The sequence below is a fragment of the Achromobacter aloeverae genome (genome assembly GCF_004121055.1).
Classification (GTDB): Bacteria; Pseudomonadota; Gammaproteobacteria; order Burkholderiales; family Burkholderiaceae_B; genus Bordetella_C; species Bordetella_C aloeverae.
In genome coordinates, this window is the sequence record NZ_PYAL01000007.1 from 254,239 (window position 1) to 272,767 (window position 18,529).

An 18,529-nucleotide genomic window follows, 5' to 3' on the forward strand; every position below is an offset into this window, starting at 1 on the left:
GAGCTGCTTCCTACGCTGCTCGCATCACGGACGCTGTAACTTGTCGTATACGCCGTTTTGCATGACCGGTTGAATGCACAGCCGAAGTCGGCCACTTGCCACAATCGCCTCCGTGCCATCAACACAAAGCACGACGTTTCCTACTCTGGTCCCAGTTGACTACCGAGTGCCTCGCGGCGCCTGCATCTCCTCCACGATGCACGTCCGGGGTACCCAAAATCCACGGCTAAGACTGCTGTGTCAATTTAACCGCGCTTATTGCAAAATTCGCCTTTTCTTCAGCCTGCAGACCGTACATCCGCGCAAAAGAGAAGAAGATGTGCGCGCAATGGTTCGTGGTGCCCGCCAAAGCCAAAAGGCGAACTTCAACGGAAAAAGGCGGACATTATTCGTGCTGCACTCGGCAGCGCGGCACACATGAAAAAAGGCGTCGATGCCATCGACGCCTTCCGCTTGCGGCAGGGTGATCCGCCTGCCCATCAGCGCCTGCCTTTTAGCGCCAGCCCGTCAACGCCCGCCCTTTTACCTGCACGGCTTGGGCCCCACCTTCATTTCGAAGGCGCCGATGCCGTCGACGCCGCCGGCCACCACATCGCCCGGCCGAATGGCGCCCACGCCCGCCGGGGTGCCCGTGAAAATCAGGTCACCCGGCTGCAAGGCCATGGATTCGGAAATATAGGAAATCACCTCGGGCACCGACCAGATGAGCTCGGACAGGTCGCCCTGCTGGCGCACGTCGCCGTTCACGCTCAGCCAAATGCGGCCGGTGGAGGGATGCCCCACCTCGGCGGCCGGCTTCAGCGGCGTGACGGGGCCGGACACGTCGAAACCCTTGGCCCACTCCCACGGACGGCCCATTTTCTTGGCCACGGCCTGCAAGTCGCGGCGGGTCAGGTCGATGCCCACGCCGTAGCCCCAGACATGCTCCAGCGCTTGGGCGACCGGAATGTTCGTGCCGCCCTTGCCGATGGCGACGACCAATTCGATTTCGTAATGGAAATCCTCGGTCTGCGGCGGATAGGCGATGGCGCCCTCGGCCGGCACGATGGCGTCCGCGGGCTTGCTGAAGAAGAACGGCGGATCGCGGTCCGGATCGTGGCCCATTTCGCGGGCGTGCTCCGCGTAGTTGCGGCCCACGCAATAGACGCGGCGGACGGGAAAGCGCTGGCTGCTGCCGGCGACGGCGACCGAGGCCTGCTCGACCGGGGAGATGACGTAGGAAGACATGCTAGGACTTGCTCCAGACTCCAATGGGAGTCCAGAGTCTAAGGGCCTATCCGTCCCGGAACTTGGACAGGCTTGCTCAGGACTTGGAACTTTCCACGCAAATCCAGCCGCGCGGGCTCACCCCTGGCGCCGGAACTCGCGCGGCGACACGCCGGCGTGCTGGCGGAAACGCCGCGAAAAATAGGCTTCGTCGGCGAAACCGCAGGCGTGGGCCACGTCGGCCACGCGCTTGTCGCTGGTCAGCAGCAGGGACTTCGCCCGGCTCATGCGCCGCTCCAGCACCAATTCGGTAAAGGTCCGGTCCAGCTCCTTGCGCAGCAAATGCGCCAGGTAACTGGGCGACAGGTAGGCCGCTGCCGCCGCGCTGTTCAAGGACAGGTCGGCATTGCCCAGCTGCTGCTCGATATGCGTGCGCACCCGCGCCAGGGCGTCGCGCCGCCCGCTGCGGGGTGCGTCGCGGCGCGCCTGGGCCTGCAATGCGGCCCCATGGCGCAGGCACACCTCGCCGATCAGCTGCAACAGGAAGCCGCGCAAGATCTCGGCGGACCCGAAGACGCGGTCCTGGTCCGCCCGCCGCATGCGCTCCAGCAAGGCCTCCAGGGCATCCAGTTCGGCCTCCGGCACCTGGTAGTCAAGAAACTCCTGGAAGCGGAAAGGCGCCAGCTCGGGCACCTCGTTCAAGGGCACGTCCTCCAGGTCCAATGGATCGCAATCCAGGCCCGGACGCAGGAACTGCTGGGAAAAATTGACCACCATGAAGCGGCCGCCCTCCGGATGCGGAATCCGGTGCATGCGATGCGGCAGGATGAAGGCCAGCATGCCTTTCAGGAAAGGCCGGGTCACGCCGCTGATCTGCTGGACGGTGTCGCCGCCCAGGTTGACCTGGATCTGGAAATAGTCATGCCGGTGCATCTCTTCCAGCGGCCGCCGCGCATCCTGCGCGCGGATGTAGAAGTCCGCGCGATCGCTGCGCTCGCGCATCGCATAGGTGCGGACCAGGCCGGAACGGGATGCGGTCCCGGCGCCGGGGACGGAATCGACGCTCATAGGAAAGGAAACGGCGAAAAGGAAACAGCAGAAAGAAAACGGCAATGAACCATGGACGGCTGGCGGCATCCGGCGCGACATCGGCGCACCTTGACCCACCCTGGCCCGCCGGCGTCACCCGGCACCGCCTGCCGCGGGCGAACCGACATTAGACCCGGAACCGCCCCGGCCGCAAAATCGGTACGATACGGCGAGGATCGATACGATAGCCGGTATGTCGATACGACAGATACGACAGGGCAAGGCCAGCCTACAGGAGCTTACGTGGCGCACATCATTCCGGATGGATGGGAAAACCTGCAACGCAGCGGTCCGGCCCAGCGCGAGCTGGAAACGCTGGCCCGCCTGAAAAAAGCCCTTCCCGACGACTACACGGTCTACCACGCCATCCACTGGACCAATATCGAAGGCCGCCATGCCATCCATGGCGAAATCGACTTCGTGATCGTCAACCGGGGGGGCGACCTGCTGGTCATCGAGCAGAAAACCGGCGCCCTGGACGAAACCGCCCAGGGCCTGGCCAAGCGCCACGCCGGCAAGGCCCAGCTGCTGCCGGTGCAGATGGCGCTCACCGCCGACACCCTGCGCGCCAAGCTGGCCCGCGGCCTGGGCCTGGACAGCGCCGACGTGCGGCTGGACCATCTGCTCTATTGCCCCGACCACCGCGTGCTGGCCCCCACCACCGCCGGCCTGTCGCCGGAACGCATCGTCGACGCCAGCCGGCGCGATACCTTGGCCGCCGTCATCCGCGACATCCTGCCCGCGGGCGAGCCGTCGCCCCGCCAGGCTCGCGTCGACCACTTCCTGCGCGACATCATCCGCCTGGAAACCGACGTCAGCGCGCTGATCGGCCAGGCTCGCGCCTGGGTCACGCGCCTGGCCGGCGGCCTGGCCCACTGGGCAAGGCAACTGGATATCGTCCCCTATCGCCTGCGCGTCACCGGCACCGCGGGATCCGGCAAGACGCAGCTGGCCCTGGCCGAGTACCGCGACGCCATCGACCACGGCAAGCGTCCGCTATACGTCTGCTTCAACCGCCCCCTGGCCGACCACTTCAACCACATCGCTCCGGCGGGCGGCCTGGCCGTGTCCTTCCACATGCTTTGCGACCGCCTGCTGCGACACGCCGGCCGCAGTCCGGATTTTTCCCAGCCCCGGGCCTTCGAACAGCTGGTCGACGATGCCGGGGCACTGGCCGTGCCGCCGGATTTCATGTTCGACACGGTGATCGTCGACGAAGGACAGGACTTCAACGCCCGCTGGGGCGGCATGGTGCTGCGCCTGGCCAGGCCGGACGCCCGCGTGGTGTGGCTGGAAGATCCCATGCAGAATCTCTACGGCCACCTGCCCCCGGAAATGCCGGGCTGGGTGCGGCTGCGCGCGCAAAGCAATTTCCGCAGCCCGCGCCCCGTCGTCAACCTGCTGCAATCCCTGCTGCCCGATGACATCCGCATCGATGCGCAGGCGCCCATCACCGACAGCGACGTCGAAGTGCTGTCCTACCATGACGAGGACAGCCTGCTCCTGGCCGTGAAGCAGGGCATACGCAAATGCTATTCGGACGGCTTTCGCGCCGACGATATCGCCGTCATCAGCTATCACGGCCACCAGCGCTCGCGCGTGCTGGCGCACGATCGCCTGGGGCCGCACGGCCTGCGCCGCTTCACGGGAAGCTACGACCTGCTGGGGCTGCCGGTCTACACGAACGGCGACATCCTGGCGGAATCCGTCTACCGCTTCAAGGGCCAGTCGATACCGGCCGTGATCTTCACGGAGATCGACTTCGAGACGCTGGACGAACGCGCCATCCGCAAGCTGTTCGTCGGCGCCACGCGCGCCACGCTCAAGCTGATCCTCATCGCCACCGAACCAGCCGCCGCGACGCTACGGCAGAAGCTGGGAGGCTAGGCGGGCGTCGCCTTTACGATCACCCGCCGTCGCGGGCCATGCGGCATCCCGCGATACGGACCTCAGATCCAGGCGACGGCCTTGCCCACCTGCTCGCGCGCCTCGATGCGGGCATGTCCTTGCGGAATGTCCTCGAAGGCGTAGCGGTCGGTGATCTCGATGCTCAGGCTGCCGTCCAGGATGGCGGCGAAGACATCGTCCGCGCGGCGCTGCACGGTGGCGGCGTCCGCCATGTGGTCGGCCAGGCGCGGCCGCGTCAGGAACAGCGAACCGGCCTCGCCCAGCTCATAGGGGTCCAGGTCCTTCACCGAACCGGACACATTGCCGTAGTTGATGACCAGCCCGCGCTTGCGCGTCGCCCGCATGCTGTCGCGCAAGGTCGCCTTGCCCAGGGAATCGAACACCACATCGACGCCGCGTCCACCCGTCAACGCCCGAACCTGGTCGGCGAAGCCGCCTTCGTCATAAGGCAGCGCCGCCGCGGCGCCGCGTGCCAGGGCCACCGCGCGCTTCGCTTCCGAGCTGGCGGTGGCGTAGACCTCGATCCCCATGCGCGTGGCCATCTGGATGAGTAGCTGGCCGATGCTGCCCGAAGCCGCATGGACCAGGCAGCTGCCTCCCGCCTTCAGGGCCGCCACGTCGTGCAGCAGATAGTGCGCCGTGCATCCCTGGAACATCGCCGATGCGGCGGTGTCGAACGCGATTGCGTCAGGCAGCACGGCCGCCAGCCGCGCGGGTATCGCCGCATACTCGGCGAAACTGCCCCATGCGATGCACCAGGCAACCCGCTGGCCCACCACCGGGCGCGTGACGCCCGGCCCCACCGCCACCACCTCGCCCGCGCCCTCCATCCCCAAGGTGCAGGGAACGCGCACGGGATAGGTCTGCGAATTGGCGTACTTGCCCTGCCGGGTGTGTATGTCCATGAAGTTCACCCCGGCGCAGGCCACCCGCACCAGGATTTCCCCTTCGCCCGGAACCGGCACCGGCGCGTCGTCGCGCACCCGCACCACATCCGGACCGCCATGACTTTCGATGGTAATGGCCCGCATTGTCTGCCTCATGTCCAGGTTCCGTCCTTGGCGCCGGCCGCTACAGCAGCGCGACGAGTTCATCGAGATTGGGCAAGGCATCCAGCCGGCCCGCCAGGTCGGCGATGCGGCGCGCCGTATCGCCCGGCACCCGCTGCGCCACGTTCAGGAAGAACTTGTCCTCGACCTCCTCGCGCGCCACCGGGTTCTCCGGGCTGCCGCGGCGCGCCCAGGCGTCATGCGCGTACGCCGCGCCCGATTTCGTCAGCACGCGCACGGTGGCCGCGTGGCGGAAGGCCGGCCCGCGCTGCTCGATGCGCTCGTCCTCGAACGCGTGAATGCGGCGCATGAAGTCCAGCACATCCTGGTCGGCGATGCGTTCCTCCACATAATCGCCGGCGCCCAGTTTACCTCTCAAGGCCAGCACGCCAAGGCCGTAGAACAGGTTCATCTGCGCCGCCGTCACGCCGGCGGGCTTGTAGGGCCAGGCCACATGCACATAGGTCATGCGGCCACAACCAACCTCGATCCGCTCGATATCCTCGGCCTTCAATCCGTGCGCCTGACGCAAGTGGACGTAGGCATCGAGCGCGGCGTGCATGCTGGTGACGTTGGGGTACATCTTGAAGCCCACCTTGCCCGCCTCCCAATCCTGGCCCAGGCCTTCCGTCAACCGTTCTATCCGATACTCGCGCGCGAACGCGCTGAGGTAGCCGCCATACTCAGCCTCCAGGATATTCTCGATGCCGGTGAAGCCGCGCTGCGCCAGGAAAGCCGCCTGCACGCCTGCCTGCGCGGCGCGGCCCGCGTGCAGGCGCTTGACCATCGCGCCCTCCTGCGCCGCCATCAGGCCAGACCCCAACGACCCCGCGATGCCCAGCGCGTGCTGCATCGCCGTGGCGTCCAGGCCCAGCAGGCGCCCGGCCGTCGCCGCCGCGACATAGGGCCCGGTGACCCCCTGCGGGTGAAAACCGTTGAGAAACAAGGCAGTCGTCGCGGCGTTGCCCGCGCGCGTGCCTACCTCATAGCCGGCGATGATGGCCGTCATCACATCGCGCCCGCTCAAGGTGGGATGGGCTTGCGCCAGCGCGAACGCGACAGGAACCGCCAGCGAATTCGGGTGCACGATGGATTCCTTATGGATGTCGTCCATCTCGAAGGCGTGTCCCGCCGTGCCGTTGACCAGTGCCGCCTGCGACACCGACACGCGCGTCCTGCCGCCCTGCCCCCATAGCGTGGCCACGCCGTTGCCGCCCTCGGCCCGCACCATGTCGGCCACGTGGCGCGTCCAGGGCAGTTGCGAACCATGCAGGCAGACGCCGATGCCGTCCAACACGTGCAGCCGGATCCGGGCCACCAGGTCGTCCTGCAGGTCCTCGAAGCGCAGGTTGGCGGCGAACGCCGCCAGCTGCGCGGTCTGGCGGCCGGCAAGCGCGCCGGCGGCCTTGGTATTCGTGGTGCTCATCGTCGTCCTCGTATGCTCTCGTCTGCGTCACTCGGGTTTGATGCCGGCAGCCGTGACCGCTTGCTGCCAACGCGTGGTTTCCGTCTGGATGAACCGGTTCAAGGCGCCGGCCTCGATGGGCAAGGGATCGTGCGCCGCGGCCGCCAGCGATTGCGTGACGACGCCCTGGCGGGCCGCTTGCGCGAACGCCGCCGCCAGCGTGCCCACCACCTCGGTGGGCGTGCCGCGCGGCGCCAGCACGGCATTCCAGGCATAGACCTGGAAATCCGGCACGCCTTGCTCGGCTACCGTCTTCAGGTCCGGAATCGCGGGATAGCGATCCAGCGTGGACACCGCGATCGCGCGCACCTTGCCGGCATTGACGAGCGGCAGCAGCGAGCCGCCGGAATCGAACAGGATCTGCACGTCTCCGCCGATCAGACCGTTGAGCGCCGCCGGCGAACCCTTGTAGGGCACATGAAAGGCGTCCAGCCCGGTCGCCGACTTCAGCATCTCCATGGCCAGGTGCGACGTAATGCCTATCCCGCCCGACCCGAAGCGCAGGGTGCCCGGATGCGCCTTGGCATAGGCCAACAGCTCGGGCAGGCTGCGCACCGGCAGGTCGTTGTTGACCACCAGGAAGAGACGGCCACGCGCGATGGGCGCGACGGGCGCGAAGTCCTTCGCCGTGTCGTAGCTGAGATGCGCGTACAGGGCCGGGTTGATCACCATCTGGCCCGAGGTGCCGAACAGCAAGGTATAGCCATCCGGCTCGGCGCCCTTCACGAACTGCGCGGCGACGATGCCGTTCGCGCCCGCCTTGTTGTCCACGATGACGGGCGTCTTCAGGATCTGCTGCAAGGCGGCGGCGTAGGCCCGCGCGATGACGTCGCTGGTCTGGCCGGGCGGGAAGCCCACCACCATCCTGATGGGACGCGCGGGAAAGCGTTCGGCGCCCAGGGCAACGCCGGAAATCCCGGACGCCACGGGCAGCGCCGGCAGCAGCATCGCCATGGCAGCCCGTCGCAGGATACGCCTGCGGCCGGGCGAGGACGCGACGGGGGTGGGGTAGGCATCCGCGTCAGCCGGGCCGGCAATTTCTTGCGCCCCGTGGGCGGCATCATCGGTCTTATGGTTCTTCATCCTTGTCTCCTTACACGACCGAGAGGCAGTCTAGACACGCAATACCTGCGTGTCTAATATATTGCGCACCTATTCCCAATACAGATTTTGTATGGACTTGCGCCGTCTTCGCTATTTCCTGGTCGTCGCGGAAGAACTGCATTTCACGCGCGCCGCGCAACGCATCGGCATCGCGCAGCCGCCCCTGACCTACCAGATCAAAATGCTGGAACGCGAACTGGGCGTCAGCCTGTTCGACCGCCAGCCCGGCCACATCCGGTTGACGGAGGCGGGCATGGTGCTGCGCGAGGACGCGCGCGACATCCTGGACCGTGTGACGCAGGCCGCCACGCGCTGCCAGCGCAGCGCCCAGGGCCTGATCGGGCGCATCGGCGTGGGATTCACGGAGTCGGCTTCCTTCTGCGCCGAAGTGACCACGGCGCTGCATCGCTATCGCGACCGCTATCCCCAGGTGGAGATGTCGCTGGAGGAAAACCGCTCCATGCCCCTGGTGCAGTCCCTGCGCCAGGGGCGCATCGATGTCGCGTTCGTGCGCCTGCCCATCGGCATGGACGCGGACGTGCGGTTCAAGCTGATCTCCACCGAGCCCATGGTGGTCGCGCTGCCCCGCACGCACCGGCTGGCGCGCCGCAAGAGTCTGCGGCTGCATGAACTGCACGACGAACCTTTCCTGCTCTACCCGCGCGCCACGCGCTTCGGGCTGTCGGACATGATCGTCACCGCCTGCGAGGCGCGCGGCTTCAGCCCGCGCGTCGTGCAGCAGGCGCCGCAAATCTCCTCCACCATCAACCTGGTCGCCAGCTCGCTGGGCATCACTATCGTGCCGGCCTGCATGCAGCAATCGCGTATCGACCAGGTGCGCTACGTGCCGTTGAAGGAGGACGATCTCAGCGCCAGCCTGGGCGTGGCCTATCGTTCCGGCCCCTTGCCGCCGGCCGTCGCCAACCTGCTGGCCATGGTGCCGGCTCGGGCATAGCGCCGCCGGCGCATTTGCTCATAAGCACTAGAAAAGAACCAATCCGTCGTTTGACCGGAACCTCCGCGGACGTAGAGTCTTCAACGCCAGGCTTCAACGCAAGCCTTCAACGAGAGCCTGCAGCGTTACCCCCTCGTTGCTTACGAGTCCGGCGCACGCGTGCCGCCGCCGATGGCGTGCGCCGCCCGCGCCATCGCCCCCATCCGGAGAATCCGCATGAACGATAGCCTGAGCCGTATCCGCGCGTCCCGCTCCGCCGCCGTCAAGGCGACGCTCGACTACCCCGTCATCGACACCGACGTGCACGTCAACGACTACGCGCCGATCCTGGAGGACTACGTGCAGCATTACGGCGGCGCCAAGCTGGTCGATGCCCTGCGCCGGGCGCTGGGCTCGCGCCACAACACCAAGACCAACGGTCGCGACTGGTATGCCCAAACACCGGAGGAACGGCGGTACCACCGCACGCTGCGCGCCCCCTGGTGGGCCCGCGTCACTCGCAACACCCTGGACCTCGCCACCTACACGCTGCCGTCGCTGCTGCACGAGCGCCTGGCCGAGCAAGGCGCGGACTACTCCATCCTGTTCCCCAACGACGTGCTGGCGCCGCTGGCCGCGCGCGACGATACGCGCCAGGCCCTGCACCGCGCCATCAATCACTTTCATGCGGACCAGTACCGCCCCTACAGCGACCGCCTGACGCCCGTCGCCGGCATCCCGCTCAACACGCCGCAAGAGGGGATAGAGGAGCTGGAGTTCGCCGTGAAAACGCTGGGCCTGAAGGTCATCAACATCGCCGGCGGCGTGAAGCGGCCCATCAAGGCCATCGCCGACAAGTATCCCGCCGACCAGTTCCCCGAGATCGCCAAGTACGCGCACTACACCGATTTCTACGGCATCGACAGCGAGTACGACTACGATCCCTTCTGGGCCAAGGTGGTCGAGCTGGGCGTGCCCGTGACCACGCACTACGGCAGCCAGGGGTGGACCGGCCGCCAGTCGATCAGCAACTATATGAACAACCACATCGGCCACTTCGCCGATGGCTCGCAGGCCTTCGCCAAGGCGCTGTTCTTCGGCGGCGTCACGCGGCGCTTCCCCGGCCTGCGCGTCGCCCTGCTGGAGGGCGGCGCCGACTGGGGCTCGCATGTCTATACCCACCTGGTGGACAGGTGGGAGAAGCGCAACCGCGACGCGGTGCAGAACTACAACCCCGCCAACGCGGACCTGGGCCTGCTCAAGGCCTTGTTCGAGCGCCATGGCGCCGATTTCATCCGCGGGCGCGACATCAATCCCGCCCAGCTGCTGCGCGACAGCCTGGGCATCTCCGCCCTGCCCCATAGCCGCGAGCCCCACGCCGATGAGATCGATGATTTCGCCCTGGCGGGGATAGAGAAGGTCGAGGATATCCGCGACCGCTGGGTGAACAGCTTCTACTTCGGGTCCGAGGCCGACGACCGCACCGTCGCGGCCGCCTTCAATGACCGCGTGCACCCGCTGGGCGTGAAGATCAACGCCATCTGGTCTTCCGACGTCGGCCACTGGGACGTGCCGGACCTGACCGAACCGCTGGCCGAGAGCTGGGACCTGGTCGAGCAGGGCGTCATCAGCGCCGCCGACTTCAAGGCCTTCGTCTTCGGCAACCCGTACCGCTTCTACACCGAGGCCAACCCCAACTTCTTCGCCGGCACGGAGGTCGAGCGCAAGCTGACGTCCGCCGCGCGCAAGCAGGCCGCCTGACGGCGCCGTTGGTCGCCGTTGATCGCCATGGGCGCCGGCGGCCGTCTCTTCCCCGTACCTGGAGCACATGCATGAACAAGTTGGCACGGTGGGCCGCGCGAGCGGTCCTGTTCCTGGCGTTTTCCGGCGCCGCCGCGTCCGCGCTGGCCGCGGACGTGATCCGTATCGGCGTGGCCACCGCCGGCGGCGGCGACCCGATCACCTGGGGCGGCTCGCCCGGCGGCGTGGTACGCGCCAACCAGTGGCTGGAGGATGCGTTCAAGGCCGATGGCGTCAAGGTGGAATGGCTGTTTTTCAAGGGCGCGGGTCCGGCCGTGAACGAGGCGCTGTCGAACAGGCAGATCGACTTCGCCTACCAGGGAGACCTGCCGGCGGTGGTCGGGCGGGCCAATGGACTGAAGACCAAGCTGCTGGTGATCAGCGGCGCGCGCAACAACCTCTACGTGGTGGTGCCGCCCGACTCCAGGCTGTCGCGCATCGAGGACCTGAAGGACCAGCGCGTATCGATCTTCCGCGGCACCAACGGCCATCTGGTGGCGATCAATGTGCTGGCCGATCATGGCCTGGCCGAACGCGACATCAAGGGCGTGAATCTCGATTCCGGCAGCGCGCAGGCGGCCCTGGTGTCGCACGGGGTGGACGCGGCTTTCGGCGGCTACGAGTGGTTCAAGGTGCGCGACCAGGGCCTGGCCAGGGTGATCTATTCCACGCAGGGCCAGGACCCGGCGTACACGCGCCAGGCGGCCTTGCTGGTGCGCGAGGACTTCGCCAAGGATAATCCGGCGCAGGTGCAGAAGGTGGTCGATGTCTTCGTGCGCGCCTCCCGTTGGGCCTCCGACGAGAAAAACCGCAACGCCCTGTTCAAGATCTGGGAGAAAAGCGGCGTCCCCTATGCGTCATGGGCGGCCGAGTTCGACAAGCAGGACCTGTCCGCGCGCAACTCGCCGCTGGTCGATGACTTCATCGTCGCGCGCTACAAGGCGGTGGTCGCGGACGCGCTGAAACTCAAGCTGATCCGCCGCGAGGTCTCGGTCGATGACTGGTTCGACACCCGCTATCTCGACCAGGCGCTCAAGAACCAGGGACTGGAACACTACTGGACCCGCTTCGACGCCAAAGGCAAGCCGGCGTCATGAGCATACTCACCTTGCCGCGCGGGGGGCGCGCCGATCCGGACGCCCGCGCCGCGCCGCGTCTGCGCGCGTCCGCGTGGCGCCAGCGCGCCGCCTGGTTCATCGCGCCCTGGCTGTTGCCCCTGCTGCTCTTCGCGCTATGGTGGCTGGGCGCGGACCGGGGCTGGATATCGTCCCAGGTCCTGCCTCCGCCGGCCTATGTGGGGGACACCCTGCGCGACCTGTTCACCAGCGGCGACCTCTGGATCCATCTGCGCGCCAGCCTGCTGCGGGTGCTGGTTGGGTTCGCGGCCGGCAGCCTGCTGGGGCTGGTCCTGGGCACGGCCATGGGCCTGTGGCGGCCCTTGCAGGCCTATCTGCTGCCCACCTTCAACGCCCTGGTGCAGATTCCCGTGCTGGCCTGGCTGCCCTTCGTGCTGCTGCTGGTGGGCATAGGCGAGCCCTTGAAATACATCCTCATCGCCAAGGCGGCGCTGGTGCCGGTCACCTTGAACACCTTGCAGGGCTTCCGCCTGGCCAGTCCGGCGCTGCGCGAGGTCGCGCGCGTCTATGGCTACAGCCGCCGCCAGGAGGTACTGGAGGTGGTGCTGCCGCTGGCCACGCCGACGCTGTTCACGGGCCTGCGGCTGGGTTTCACCAAGGCCTGGCTGTCGCTGGTGGTGGTGGAGCTGGTGGCCTCCAGCGAAGGCATAGGCTATCTCATCGTCTACGGCCGCCAGCTATTCCAGCTGGACCTGGTGATGGCGGCCGTCATCGTCGTCGGCGCCATCGGATTTCTCATCGACCGTCTGCTGGACGCCCTGGAAACCCGCCTGCTGGGCCCGCGGCGCGCCACCCAAGCCGGCGCCCGGGCGGAGATCATTCCATGAGCACGGCGGCGGACCAGACCAGCGCCGCGCCCACGGGCTCGGCAGGCGAACAAGGCGAACGCGGCGCGCAGGGCGGACGCTGGCGCGGCTGGGACAGCTGGCGCGGCTGGCGGGGCCTGGTGCTGCCTGTGGCCGCGGTTCTGGCCTGGTGGGCCTTGTCGCGGGCCGGCCTGGTCAACTCGGCGCTGCTGGTGTCGCCCGCCAAGGTGCTCGACACGGGGGTAGCCCAGATCCTCGGCGGCAAGTTCTGGCGGGCGCTGGCCGCCAGCCTGGCGCGGGAGTTCGCCGGTTTTCTCATCGGCACGGCCGCCGGCCTGGTGCTGGGCGCGCTGCTGGGCCTGTCGCGCGGATTCAACCGGCTGGTGGGGCCCAGCTTCAACACCTTCAAGCAAATCTCGCTGTTCGCCTGGATCCCGCTCATCTCGGTGTGGTTCGGCCTGGGCGATACCGCCAAGGTGGTTTTCCTCTCGCTGGCCGCGCTGGTGCCGGTCGTGGTGAACACCTGCGACGGCATACGCGGCACGCCCGAGGCCCTGCTGGAAGTGGCGCGCGTCTACGGCTACAGCCGTACGCAGGCGTTTTTCCACGTCGTGCTGCCGGCCGCCACCCCGGCCATTTTCACCGGCGTCTACCTGGCCCTGATCTATTCGTGGCTCGCCACCATCGGCGCGGAGTACCTGCTGGTGGCCGGCGTAGGCATAGGCAACCTGCTGATCGAAGGCAGCGAGCACTTCCAGATGGACCTGGTGATCTTCGGCATGATCGTCGTCGGCGTGGTGGGCTGGCTCATGAACGCAATCACCCGGAAACTCGAACACCGGCTTGCGCGGCTGCGCGGCGCCGCCCAATGAACACGGATTTCTCACGCATGACCCATGCATCCCCTTCCCCCTTGAATCTGGACCTGCGCGGCGTGGGCAAGCGCTACGCCAATGCGCAGGCCGAAGGCGGCGTGCTCCAGGTGCTGGACGGCATAGACCTGAGCATCCCATCCGGCGAATTCGTCGCCGTGGTCGGCGCCAGCGGCTGCGGCAAATCCACCCTGCTGCGCCTGATCCTCGGCCTGGACGACCACTACGACGGCCAGATCGTGCTGGGGGACACTCCCGTGCACGGCACCGGGCCGGAACGCGGCATCGTCTTCCAGGACCACCGGCTCTTTCCCTGGCTGACCGTGGAGCAGAACATCGCCGTGGGCCTGCGCAATGCGCCGCACGCCGCCCCGCGCAAGCGTGAACTCGTGGCCGAGCACGTGGCGCTGGTCGGCCTGGAAGGCTTCGAAAAATCCTATCCGCACCAGATCTCCGGCGGCATGGCGCAGCGGGTGGCGATCGCGCGCGGCCTGGTCAACCGGCCGCGCGTGCTGCTGCTGGACGAACCGTTCGGCGCGCTCGACGCACTGACGCGGACCCGGCTGCAGGTCGAACTGCAACGGATCTGGCAGAGGGAACGCATCACCATGGTCCTGGTTACCCACGACGTCGAAGAAGCCGTCTTCCTGGGCGATCGCGTGGTCGTCATGCGGCCGCGGCCGGGCCGCATACACCGCATCGTGCCGGTGCCGCTGCCCCATCCGCGCAACCGCAGCGATCCACGCTTCATCCGGATACGCGACGACGTGCTGGCCGATTTCCTCGCCCCTGATGGCGCACCCATCGCCGGCGACGAACCGCTGGGCGACCTCGCCGACGCGGGCGTGCCACGGCTGCCTTCGCTGTCCTCGCTGCGCATGGCGTGGTAGGGCTCGCATTCCCCCTTATCCAGACGGAGATCAAGACGTGTCATCCCGCCAATTCAAGCTCGGCGCATTCCTCATGCAGACCGGCCACCATATCGCCGCCTGGCGCCACCCCGGCGCGCAGGCCGACGCGGCGGTCAACTTCCGCCACTACGTGGACCTGGCCAGGCGCGCGGAAGCCGCCAAATTCGACGCCATCTTCCTGGCCGACTCGGTCGGCGTGCGCAACCGCGACCTTCCTTCCCTGTCCCGCACCGCACGCAGCGATCATTTCGAACCGCTCACGCTGCTGTCGGCACTGGCCGCGGTCACCGAGCGCATCGGTCTCATCGCCACCGTCTCCACCACCTACAACGAGCCCTATCACGTAGCGCGCAAGTTCGCGTCGCTGGACCAGATCAGCGGCGGCCGGTCCGGGTGGAACCTGGTGACTTCCAGCGGACAGGGGGAGGCGCAGAACTTCAACCTGGACGAACACGTGGAGCATGCCAGGCGCTATGCGCGCGCGGCCGAGTTCCATGATGTCGTGCTGGGCTTGTGGGATAGCTGGGAGGACGACGCCTTCGTTCGCGATCGTGAAAGCGGCGTCTATTTCACGCCGGAAAAACTGCATCCGCTGCATCATCGCGGCGAGCACTTCCAGGTGCGCGGGCCGCTGAACGTGGCCCGCTCGCCGCAGGGCCGGCCCGTCGTGGTGCAAGCCGGGGCTTCGCCGGCCGGCCGCGACCTGGCCGCACGTACGGCCGAGGTCATCTTCGTGGCGCACCAGACCTTCGATGAGGCCCAGTCCTTCTATCGCGACATCAAGCAGCGCGCGCAAGGCTACGGGCGCGATCCGGACAGCGTCAAGATCATGCCCGGCATCTTCCCCGTGGTGGGCCGCACGCAGGCCGAGGCCGACGAGAAATTCGCGCGGCTGCAAGACCTGATCCATCCCGTCGTCGGCGTGCAGCTGCTGTCCAACATGCTGGGCGGCTACGACCTGTCGGGCCTGCCCGTGGACGGCCCCTTGCCCGACCTGCCGGAAACCAACGGCGGCAAGAGTCGCCAGCGGCTGCTGGTCGACCTCGCGCGGCGCGACAATCTCAGCATCCGCGATCTCTACCTGCGCATCGCCGGGGCGCGCGGCCACCAGCAGGTCGTGGGCACGCCGCAAAGCATCGCCGATCAGTTGCAGCAATGGTTCGAGGAGGAAGGCGCCGACGGCTTCAACATCATGTCGCCATGGTTGCCCGGCGGGCTGGACGACTTCGTCGAATTGGTGTTGCCCGAACTGCGCCGGCGCGGACTGTTCCGCACCGAATACGAGGGCCGCACGCTGCGGGAACACCTGGGCCTGGCGCGCCCGGCGCATCGGGCCGCGGCGGCCCGCGCGCACGCCGTGGAGGAGGAGTCCTTGCGCGCCCTAGGGTAAACACGGTCTCGCATCGGCCCGGTATTTCAGTACTCTCGCCCTCACCATAAAAAAAGTGAGGAGAGAATCGATGAGCCTGACATTGACCCGTCGCCTGGCGGCGTTGTTCGCCCTCGCGGGCGTAGCCGCCTTGCCGGCCGCCCACGCGAAGGATACGTGGCCCGACCACCAGATCACCATCGTGTCCCCATACGCCCCGGGCGGAACCACCGACATCCTGGCACGCCTGCTGGCGCCGCGCCTGCAAGCCAAGTTCGGCCAGCCCATCGTCGTCGAGAATCGCGCGGGCGCGGGCGGCAACATCGGCACGGCCTACGTGGCCAAGTCCAAGCCGGACGGCTATACCTTCCTGCTGGCCGCCAGCGGCCCCATCGTGATTGCGGGCACGCTGTACAAAACGCTGCCCTATCGTCCGGACAAGGACTTCACGGCCGTGTCGCCGCTGGCCGACACCAACTTCGTGGTGGCGGTCAACGCCAAGTCCGGCTTGAACTCCATCCAGGACGTGCTCACGAAGGCCAAGACCGGTGACCTGTCCTTCGGCTCGGCCGGGTCGGGTACGCCGCAACACATCATCGGCGAAATGTTCAACGTCGCCACCAAGCAGAAGATCCAGCACATTCCGTACAAGGGCTCGGGTCCCCTGCTGAACGACCTCGTCGGCGGCCAGGTGCCGTTGGCCTTCGAAAACCCGCTGCCCATCATGCAGCAGGTCAAGGCCGGCAATCTCAAGGTGCTGGCCGTCACCGGCTCCAAGCGGTCCGCCGCGCTGCCCGACGTGCCCACGCTGGCGGAGGCGGGCATCAAGGGAGTCGATGCCAAGCCCTGGTATGGCTTTCTTGGACCGGCCGGCCTGCCCGACAGCATCACCACGCGCATGAACGAGGCGATCCAGGAAATCCTGGCCTCGCCCGACGTCAAGGCGCAGCTGGCCAGCCTGGGGGTGGAACCCATGGTGATGAAACCCAGGGAATACCAGGCCTTCATGGAAAAGGACATCGTGAAGTGGGGAGCCGCCGTCAAGGCCTCCGGCGCCACGGTGGACTAAGGCGCGCGGCCGATACGTTGCCGCGGATCCGCGGCTGTGCATCGGCGGACCTCTGTCGCTAGACTCCACGCAAGATCCGGCGCGCGCCGTCGAAGCCCACGCGGAAAGAGATGAACGCAGCGCCCCGCTGGTGACGCCGCCCGCCGCGGGCACGCGGCTGGACGAATGGCAGGCCAAGCGCATGCTGCGACGCTACGGCTTGCCCATATTGGCCGAAGCGCTATGCACGGACGCCGACGCCGCCGTCAACGCGGCGCCGGCGTCCTCATCTCTGGCCGCATTCCGGCAGGCCCTGGTCAGCCTCTCGCGCCTCGCCCACGACTGGCGCGACGTCCTGGCGGGCGTGGATGTGAATCCCTTCGTCCTGCGGCCGGACGGCGGCGCCTGCCTGGACGCGTTGATCACGCTGAAGGATCACGGCGAGGCCGGCATCGAGCAGGAGCGTCATGCGCGCTTGCGGCATTGCGCACTTGACGCGCACATCAAGCTTGGTAGAATTCGATGCTTCGGAACGACGGACCGACTGAGATTGAACGTTCCCCAGCAGCGCAAGCTGTACTCGCGCGAGGCGGGTTGCAAATGGTAGTCGGATCGGAAGTAAACAAAAGGCGCCGTCGGCGCCTTTTGTTCTTTCAGCGCCTGGTATGTGTCCGCTCGCCCAGGAAGACCTTTCCGCAAAGCAGTTGAAATGCCATGGAGCCGTTAAGCCTGGGCCAGGTGGTCGAGGAGCCCTGCGGATAGGCGCTCTCCACGGTCAACCTAAGTTCTTGGCGATGACGCAGGGCCGCTGTCGCTCGAGCCAGGTCAAAGAAAACGTAGTACGGGTCCGGAATGCTCTCAACGCGCAACGTGTGGCACCAGTTGCGTTCCCGGGCCGTCTCCCAAACCCTAACCCCCGGATTATTCAATGCGGCGATATGCGCCGGCAGTCCATGGGACAGTCGATAGCGTACAGGACAGAAGACTCGCATTTGCCGCCTCGCGTCAAGCAAGGTGGGCCAACCTGTCGTCGCGACAGGATCGTACTTCTTCGTATAGCAGTGATTCGAGTAAGTCACATGTACGCGCAAATTCCTCTTCGCACGCTCGCTATGAAAGTCGAAGGTGAACGGCTCCAGATGATCCAAAGGGTAAACCACCCCTCCCATCTGGACAGGAGTGAAGTACGGCATAGCCTCGCCACGGGGATTTTCCGAAAGCACTAGGTGCCATGTGCTTGGGAAGAAGTTTCCCTGCGAGACGTGAAATCGACACTGACAGGCAAGCGCGCGCTCGAGGTGCGCAAGCTGCGGATTCTGGGGAATGGGGCGTAGCCACGCGCTACGTGGGATCCCCTCGCAGCCCCGCCGCCTCCACCCCGTGCATGGCGCACAGCTCGTCGTTGTCCGACGTTTCGCCGCTGACGCCGACCGCGCCCACGACCTCTCCCGCCGCGTTGCGTATTAGGATCCCGCCGGGCGCCGGCACGGCCTTGCCGTCGCTCATGGCTTGCAAGGCCGTGGTGAAGTAGGCGTTGCGCGGCGTGCGATCCGCGAGCTTGCGGCTGCCGAAGCCCATGCCCAGGCAACCCCACGCCTTGGCGCGTGAAATGTCGGCGCGCAGCAGGCCGGTGCCGTCCTCGGCCAGATAGGCCTTGAGCGCGCCGCGGACGTCCAGAACGGACACGGCAATGGGCGTCATGTTCTGGCTGCGCGCGTAGGCGATGGTGCGCTGCGCAATTTCGAGGGCGGCCGGCAGGGAAATGGTTTCCAACGCGACTGTGGTCATGGTTTCCATAATTGAGCTTTCCAGTTGGCTGAGGCATGATGCGA

General features: G+C 66.9%; 16 protein-coding genes. 10 read left to right on the top strand and 6 right to left on the bottom strand.

The window, feature by feature from the left end; genetic code table 11:
* Positions 1–522 precede the first annotated feature (522 nt).
* On the bottom strand, positions 523–1,227 hold the full coding sequence (locus tag C7R54_RS22565; protein WP_129152759.1) for a fumarylacetoacetate hydrolase family protein: 705 nt from the start codon (positions 1,225–1,227) through the stop codon (positions 523–525).
* A 117-nt stretch (positions 1,228–1,344) separates the two neighbouring features.
* Complete coding sequence (locus C7R54_RS22570) at positions 1,345–2,274, bottom strand: helix-turn-helix transcriptional regulator (protein ID WP_129152761.1); 930 nt, start codon at positions 2,272–2,274, stop codon at positions 1,345–1,347.
* 264 nt (positions 2,275–2,538) lie between these two features.
* Here C7R54_RS22570 and C7R54_RS22575 point away from each other — a divergent pair, with 264 nt between their 5' ends.
* Entirely contained in the window at positions 2,539–4,182 is a 1,644-nt protein-coding gene (locus C7R54_RS22575) for an ATP-binding domain-containing protein (protein ID WP_129152763.1), read from the top strand.
* Between the two features lie 62 nt (positions 4,183–4,244).
* On the opposite strand, the gene C7R54_RS22580 is transcribed toward C7R54_RS22575, so the two are convergent.
* From C7R54_RS22580 to C7R54_RS22590, 3 genes are read right to left on the bottom strand one after another with little or no spacing between them, the layout of a single operon-like run.
* Positions 4,245–5,234 carry a quinone oxidoreductase family protein gene (locus tag C7R54_RS22580; RefSeq protein WP_129153152.1) on the bottom strand — a complete coding sequence of 330 codons (990 nt, stop codon included), beginning with the start codon at positions 5,232–5,234 and terminating at the stop codon, positions 4,245–4,247.
* Between the two features lie 40 nt (positions 5,235–5,274).
* The gene (locus tag C7R54_RS22585; RefSeq protein WP_129152765.1) at positions 5,275–6,678 is read right to left on the bottom strand and encodes an MmgE/PrpD family protein; all 1,404 of its coding nucleotides are present in this window, start codon (positions 6,676–6,678) and stop codon (positions 5,275–5,277) included.
* 27 nt (positions 6,679–6,705) lie between these two features.
* Positions 6,706–7,800, bottom strand: coding sequence for a Bug family tripartite tricarboxylate transporter substrate binding protein (locus C7R54_RS22590; protein WP_129152767.1), 1,095 nt, complete (start codon positions 7,798–7,800; stop codon positions 6,706–6,708).
* Positions 7,801–7,891: 91 nt separating this feature from the next.
* Here C7R54_RS22590 and C7R54_RS22595 point away from each other — a divergent pair, with 91 nt between their 5' ends.
* From C7R54_RS22595 to C7R54_RS22635, 9 genes are all read left to right on the top strand, one after another.
* Complete coding sequence (locus C7R54_RS22595; protein ID WP_129152768.1) at positions 7,892–8,776, top strand: LysR family transcriptional regulator; 885 nt, start codon at positions 7,892–7,894, stop codon at positions 8,774–8,776.
* 216 nt (positions 8,777–8,992) lie between these two features.
* Complete coding sequence (locus C7R54_RS22600) at positions 8,993–10,516, top strand: amidohydrolase family protein (RefSeq protein WP_129152770.1); 1,524 nt, start codon at positions 8,993–8,995, stop codon at positions 10,514–10,516.
* Positions 10,517–10,587: 71 nt separating this feature from the next.
* Positions 10,588–11,652 carry an ABC transporter substrate-binding protein gene (locus C7R54_RS22605; RefSeq protein WP_129152772.1) on the top strand — a complete coding sequence of 355 codons (1,065 nt, stop codon included), beginning with the start codon at positions 10,588–10,590 and terminating at the stop codon, positions 11,650–11,652.
* Positions 11,649–12,518 carry an ABC transporter permease gene (locus tag C7R54_RS22610; RefSeq protein ID WP_129152774.1) on the top strand — a complete coding sequence of 290 codons (870 nt, stop codon included), beginning with the start codon at positions 11,649–11,651 and terminating at the stop codon, positions 12,516–12,518. Before C7R54_RS22605 ends, C7R54_RS22610 begins: the two co-directional genes overlap by 4 nt.
* Complete coding sequence (locus C7R54_RS22615; protein ID WP_129152776.1) at positions 12,515–13,369, top strand: ABC transporter permease; 855 nt, start codon at positions 12,515–12,517, stop codon at positions 13,367–13,369. The genes C7R54_RS22610 and C7R54_RS22615 overlap by 4 nt, the downstream gene beginning before the upstream one ends.
* A 17-nt stretch (positions 13,370–13,386) precedes the next feature.
* Positions 13,387–14,259 carry an ABC transporter ATP-binding protein gene (locus C7R54_RS22620; protein ID WP_129152778.1) on the top strand — a complete coding sequence of 291 codons (873 nt, stop codon included), beginning with the start codon at positions 13,387–13,389 and terminating at the stop codon, positions 14,257–14,259.
* Between the two features lie 37 nt (positions 14,260–14,296).
* Complete coding sequence (locus C7R54_RS22625; RefSeq protein WP_275669704.1) at positions 14,297–15,670, top strand: LLM class flavin-dependent oxidoreductase; 1,374 nt, start codon at positions 14,297–14,299, stop codon at positions 15,668–15,670.
* A 70-nt stretch (positions 15,671–15,740) separates the two neighbouring features.
* Positions 15,741–16,718 carry a Bug family tripartite tricarboxylate transporter substrate binding protein gene (locus C7R54_RS22630; RefSeq protein ID WP_129152780.1) on the top strand — a complete coding sequence of 326 codons (978 nt, stop codon included), beginning with the start codon at positions 15,741–15,743 and terminating at the stop codon, positions 16,716–16,718.
* Positions 16,719–16,848: 130 nt separating this feature from the next.
* Positions 16,849–17,304 carry a hypothetical protein gene (locus C7R54_RS22635; protein ID WP_129152782.1) on the top strand — a complete coding sequence of 152 codons (456 nt, stop codon included), beginning with the start codon at positions 16,849–16,851 and terminating at the stop codon, positions 17,302–17,304.
* 734 nt (positions 17,305–18,038) lie between these two features.
* Here the strand turns inward: C7R54_RS22635 and C7R54_RS22645 are convergent.
* Entirely contained in the window at positions 18,039–18,485 is a 447-nt protein-coding gene (locus C7R54_RS22645) for a GlcG/HbpS family heme-binding protein (RefSeq protein WP_129152786.1), read from the bottom strand.
* Between the last annotated feature and the right edge of the window lie 44 nt (positions 18,486–18,529).

Coding starts and splice junctions, on each gene's coding strand:
- C7R54_RS22565 (WP_129152759.1), bottom strand. CDS start 1,227: ATGTCTTCCTACGTCATCTCCCCGGTCGAGCAGGCCTCGGTCGCCGTC.
- C7R54_RS22585 (WP_129152765.1), bottom strand. CDS start 6,678: ATGAGCACCACGAATACCAAGGCCGCCGGCGCGCTTGCCGGCCGCCAG.
- C7R54_RS22605 (WP_129152772.1), top strand. CDS start 10,588: ATGAACAAGTTGGCACGGTGGGCCGCGCGAGCGGTCCTGTTCCTGGCG.
- C7R54_RS22610 (WP_129152774.1), top strand. CDS start 11,649: ATGAGCATACTCACCTTGCCGCGCGGGGGGCGCGCCGATCCGGACGCC.
- C7R54_RS22615 (WP_129152776.1), top strand. CDS start 12,515: ATGAGCACGGCGGCGGACCAGACCAGCGCCGCGCCCACGGGCTCGGCA.
- C7R54_RS22620 (WP_129152778.1), top strand. CDS start 13,387: ATGACCCATGCATCCCCTTCCCCCTTGAATCTGGACCTGCGCGGCGTG.
- C7R54_RS22645 (WP_129152786.1), bottom strand. CDS start 18,485: ATGACCACAGTCGCGTTGGAAACCATTTCCCTGCCGGCCGCCCTCGAA.
- C7R54_RS22600 (WP_129152770.1), top strand. CDS start 8,993: ATGAACGATAGCCTGAGCCGTATCCGCGCGTCCCGCTCCGCCGCCGTC.
- C7R54_RS22570 (WP_129152761.1), bottom strand. CDS start 2,274: ATGAGCGTCGATTCCGTCCCCGGCGCCGGGACCGCATCCCGTTCCGGC.
- C7R54_RS22580 (WP_129153152.1), bottom strand. CDS start 5,234: ATGCGGGCCATTACCATCGAAAGTCATGGCGGTCCGGATGTGGTGCGG.
- C7R54_RS22590 (WP_129152767.1), bottom strand. CDS start 7,800: ATGAAGAACCATAAGACCGATGATGCCGCCCACGGGGCGCAAGAAATT.
- C7R54_RS22595 (WP_129152768.1), top strand. CDS start 7,892: ATGGACTTGCGCCGTCTTCGCTATTTCCTGGTCGTCGCGGAAGAACTG.
- C7R54_RS22630 (WP_129152780.1), top strand. CDS start 15,741: ATGAGCCTGACATTGACCCGTCGCCTGGCGGCGTTGTTCGCCCTCGCG.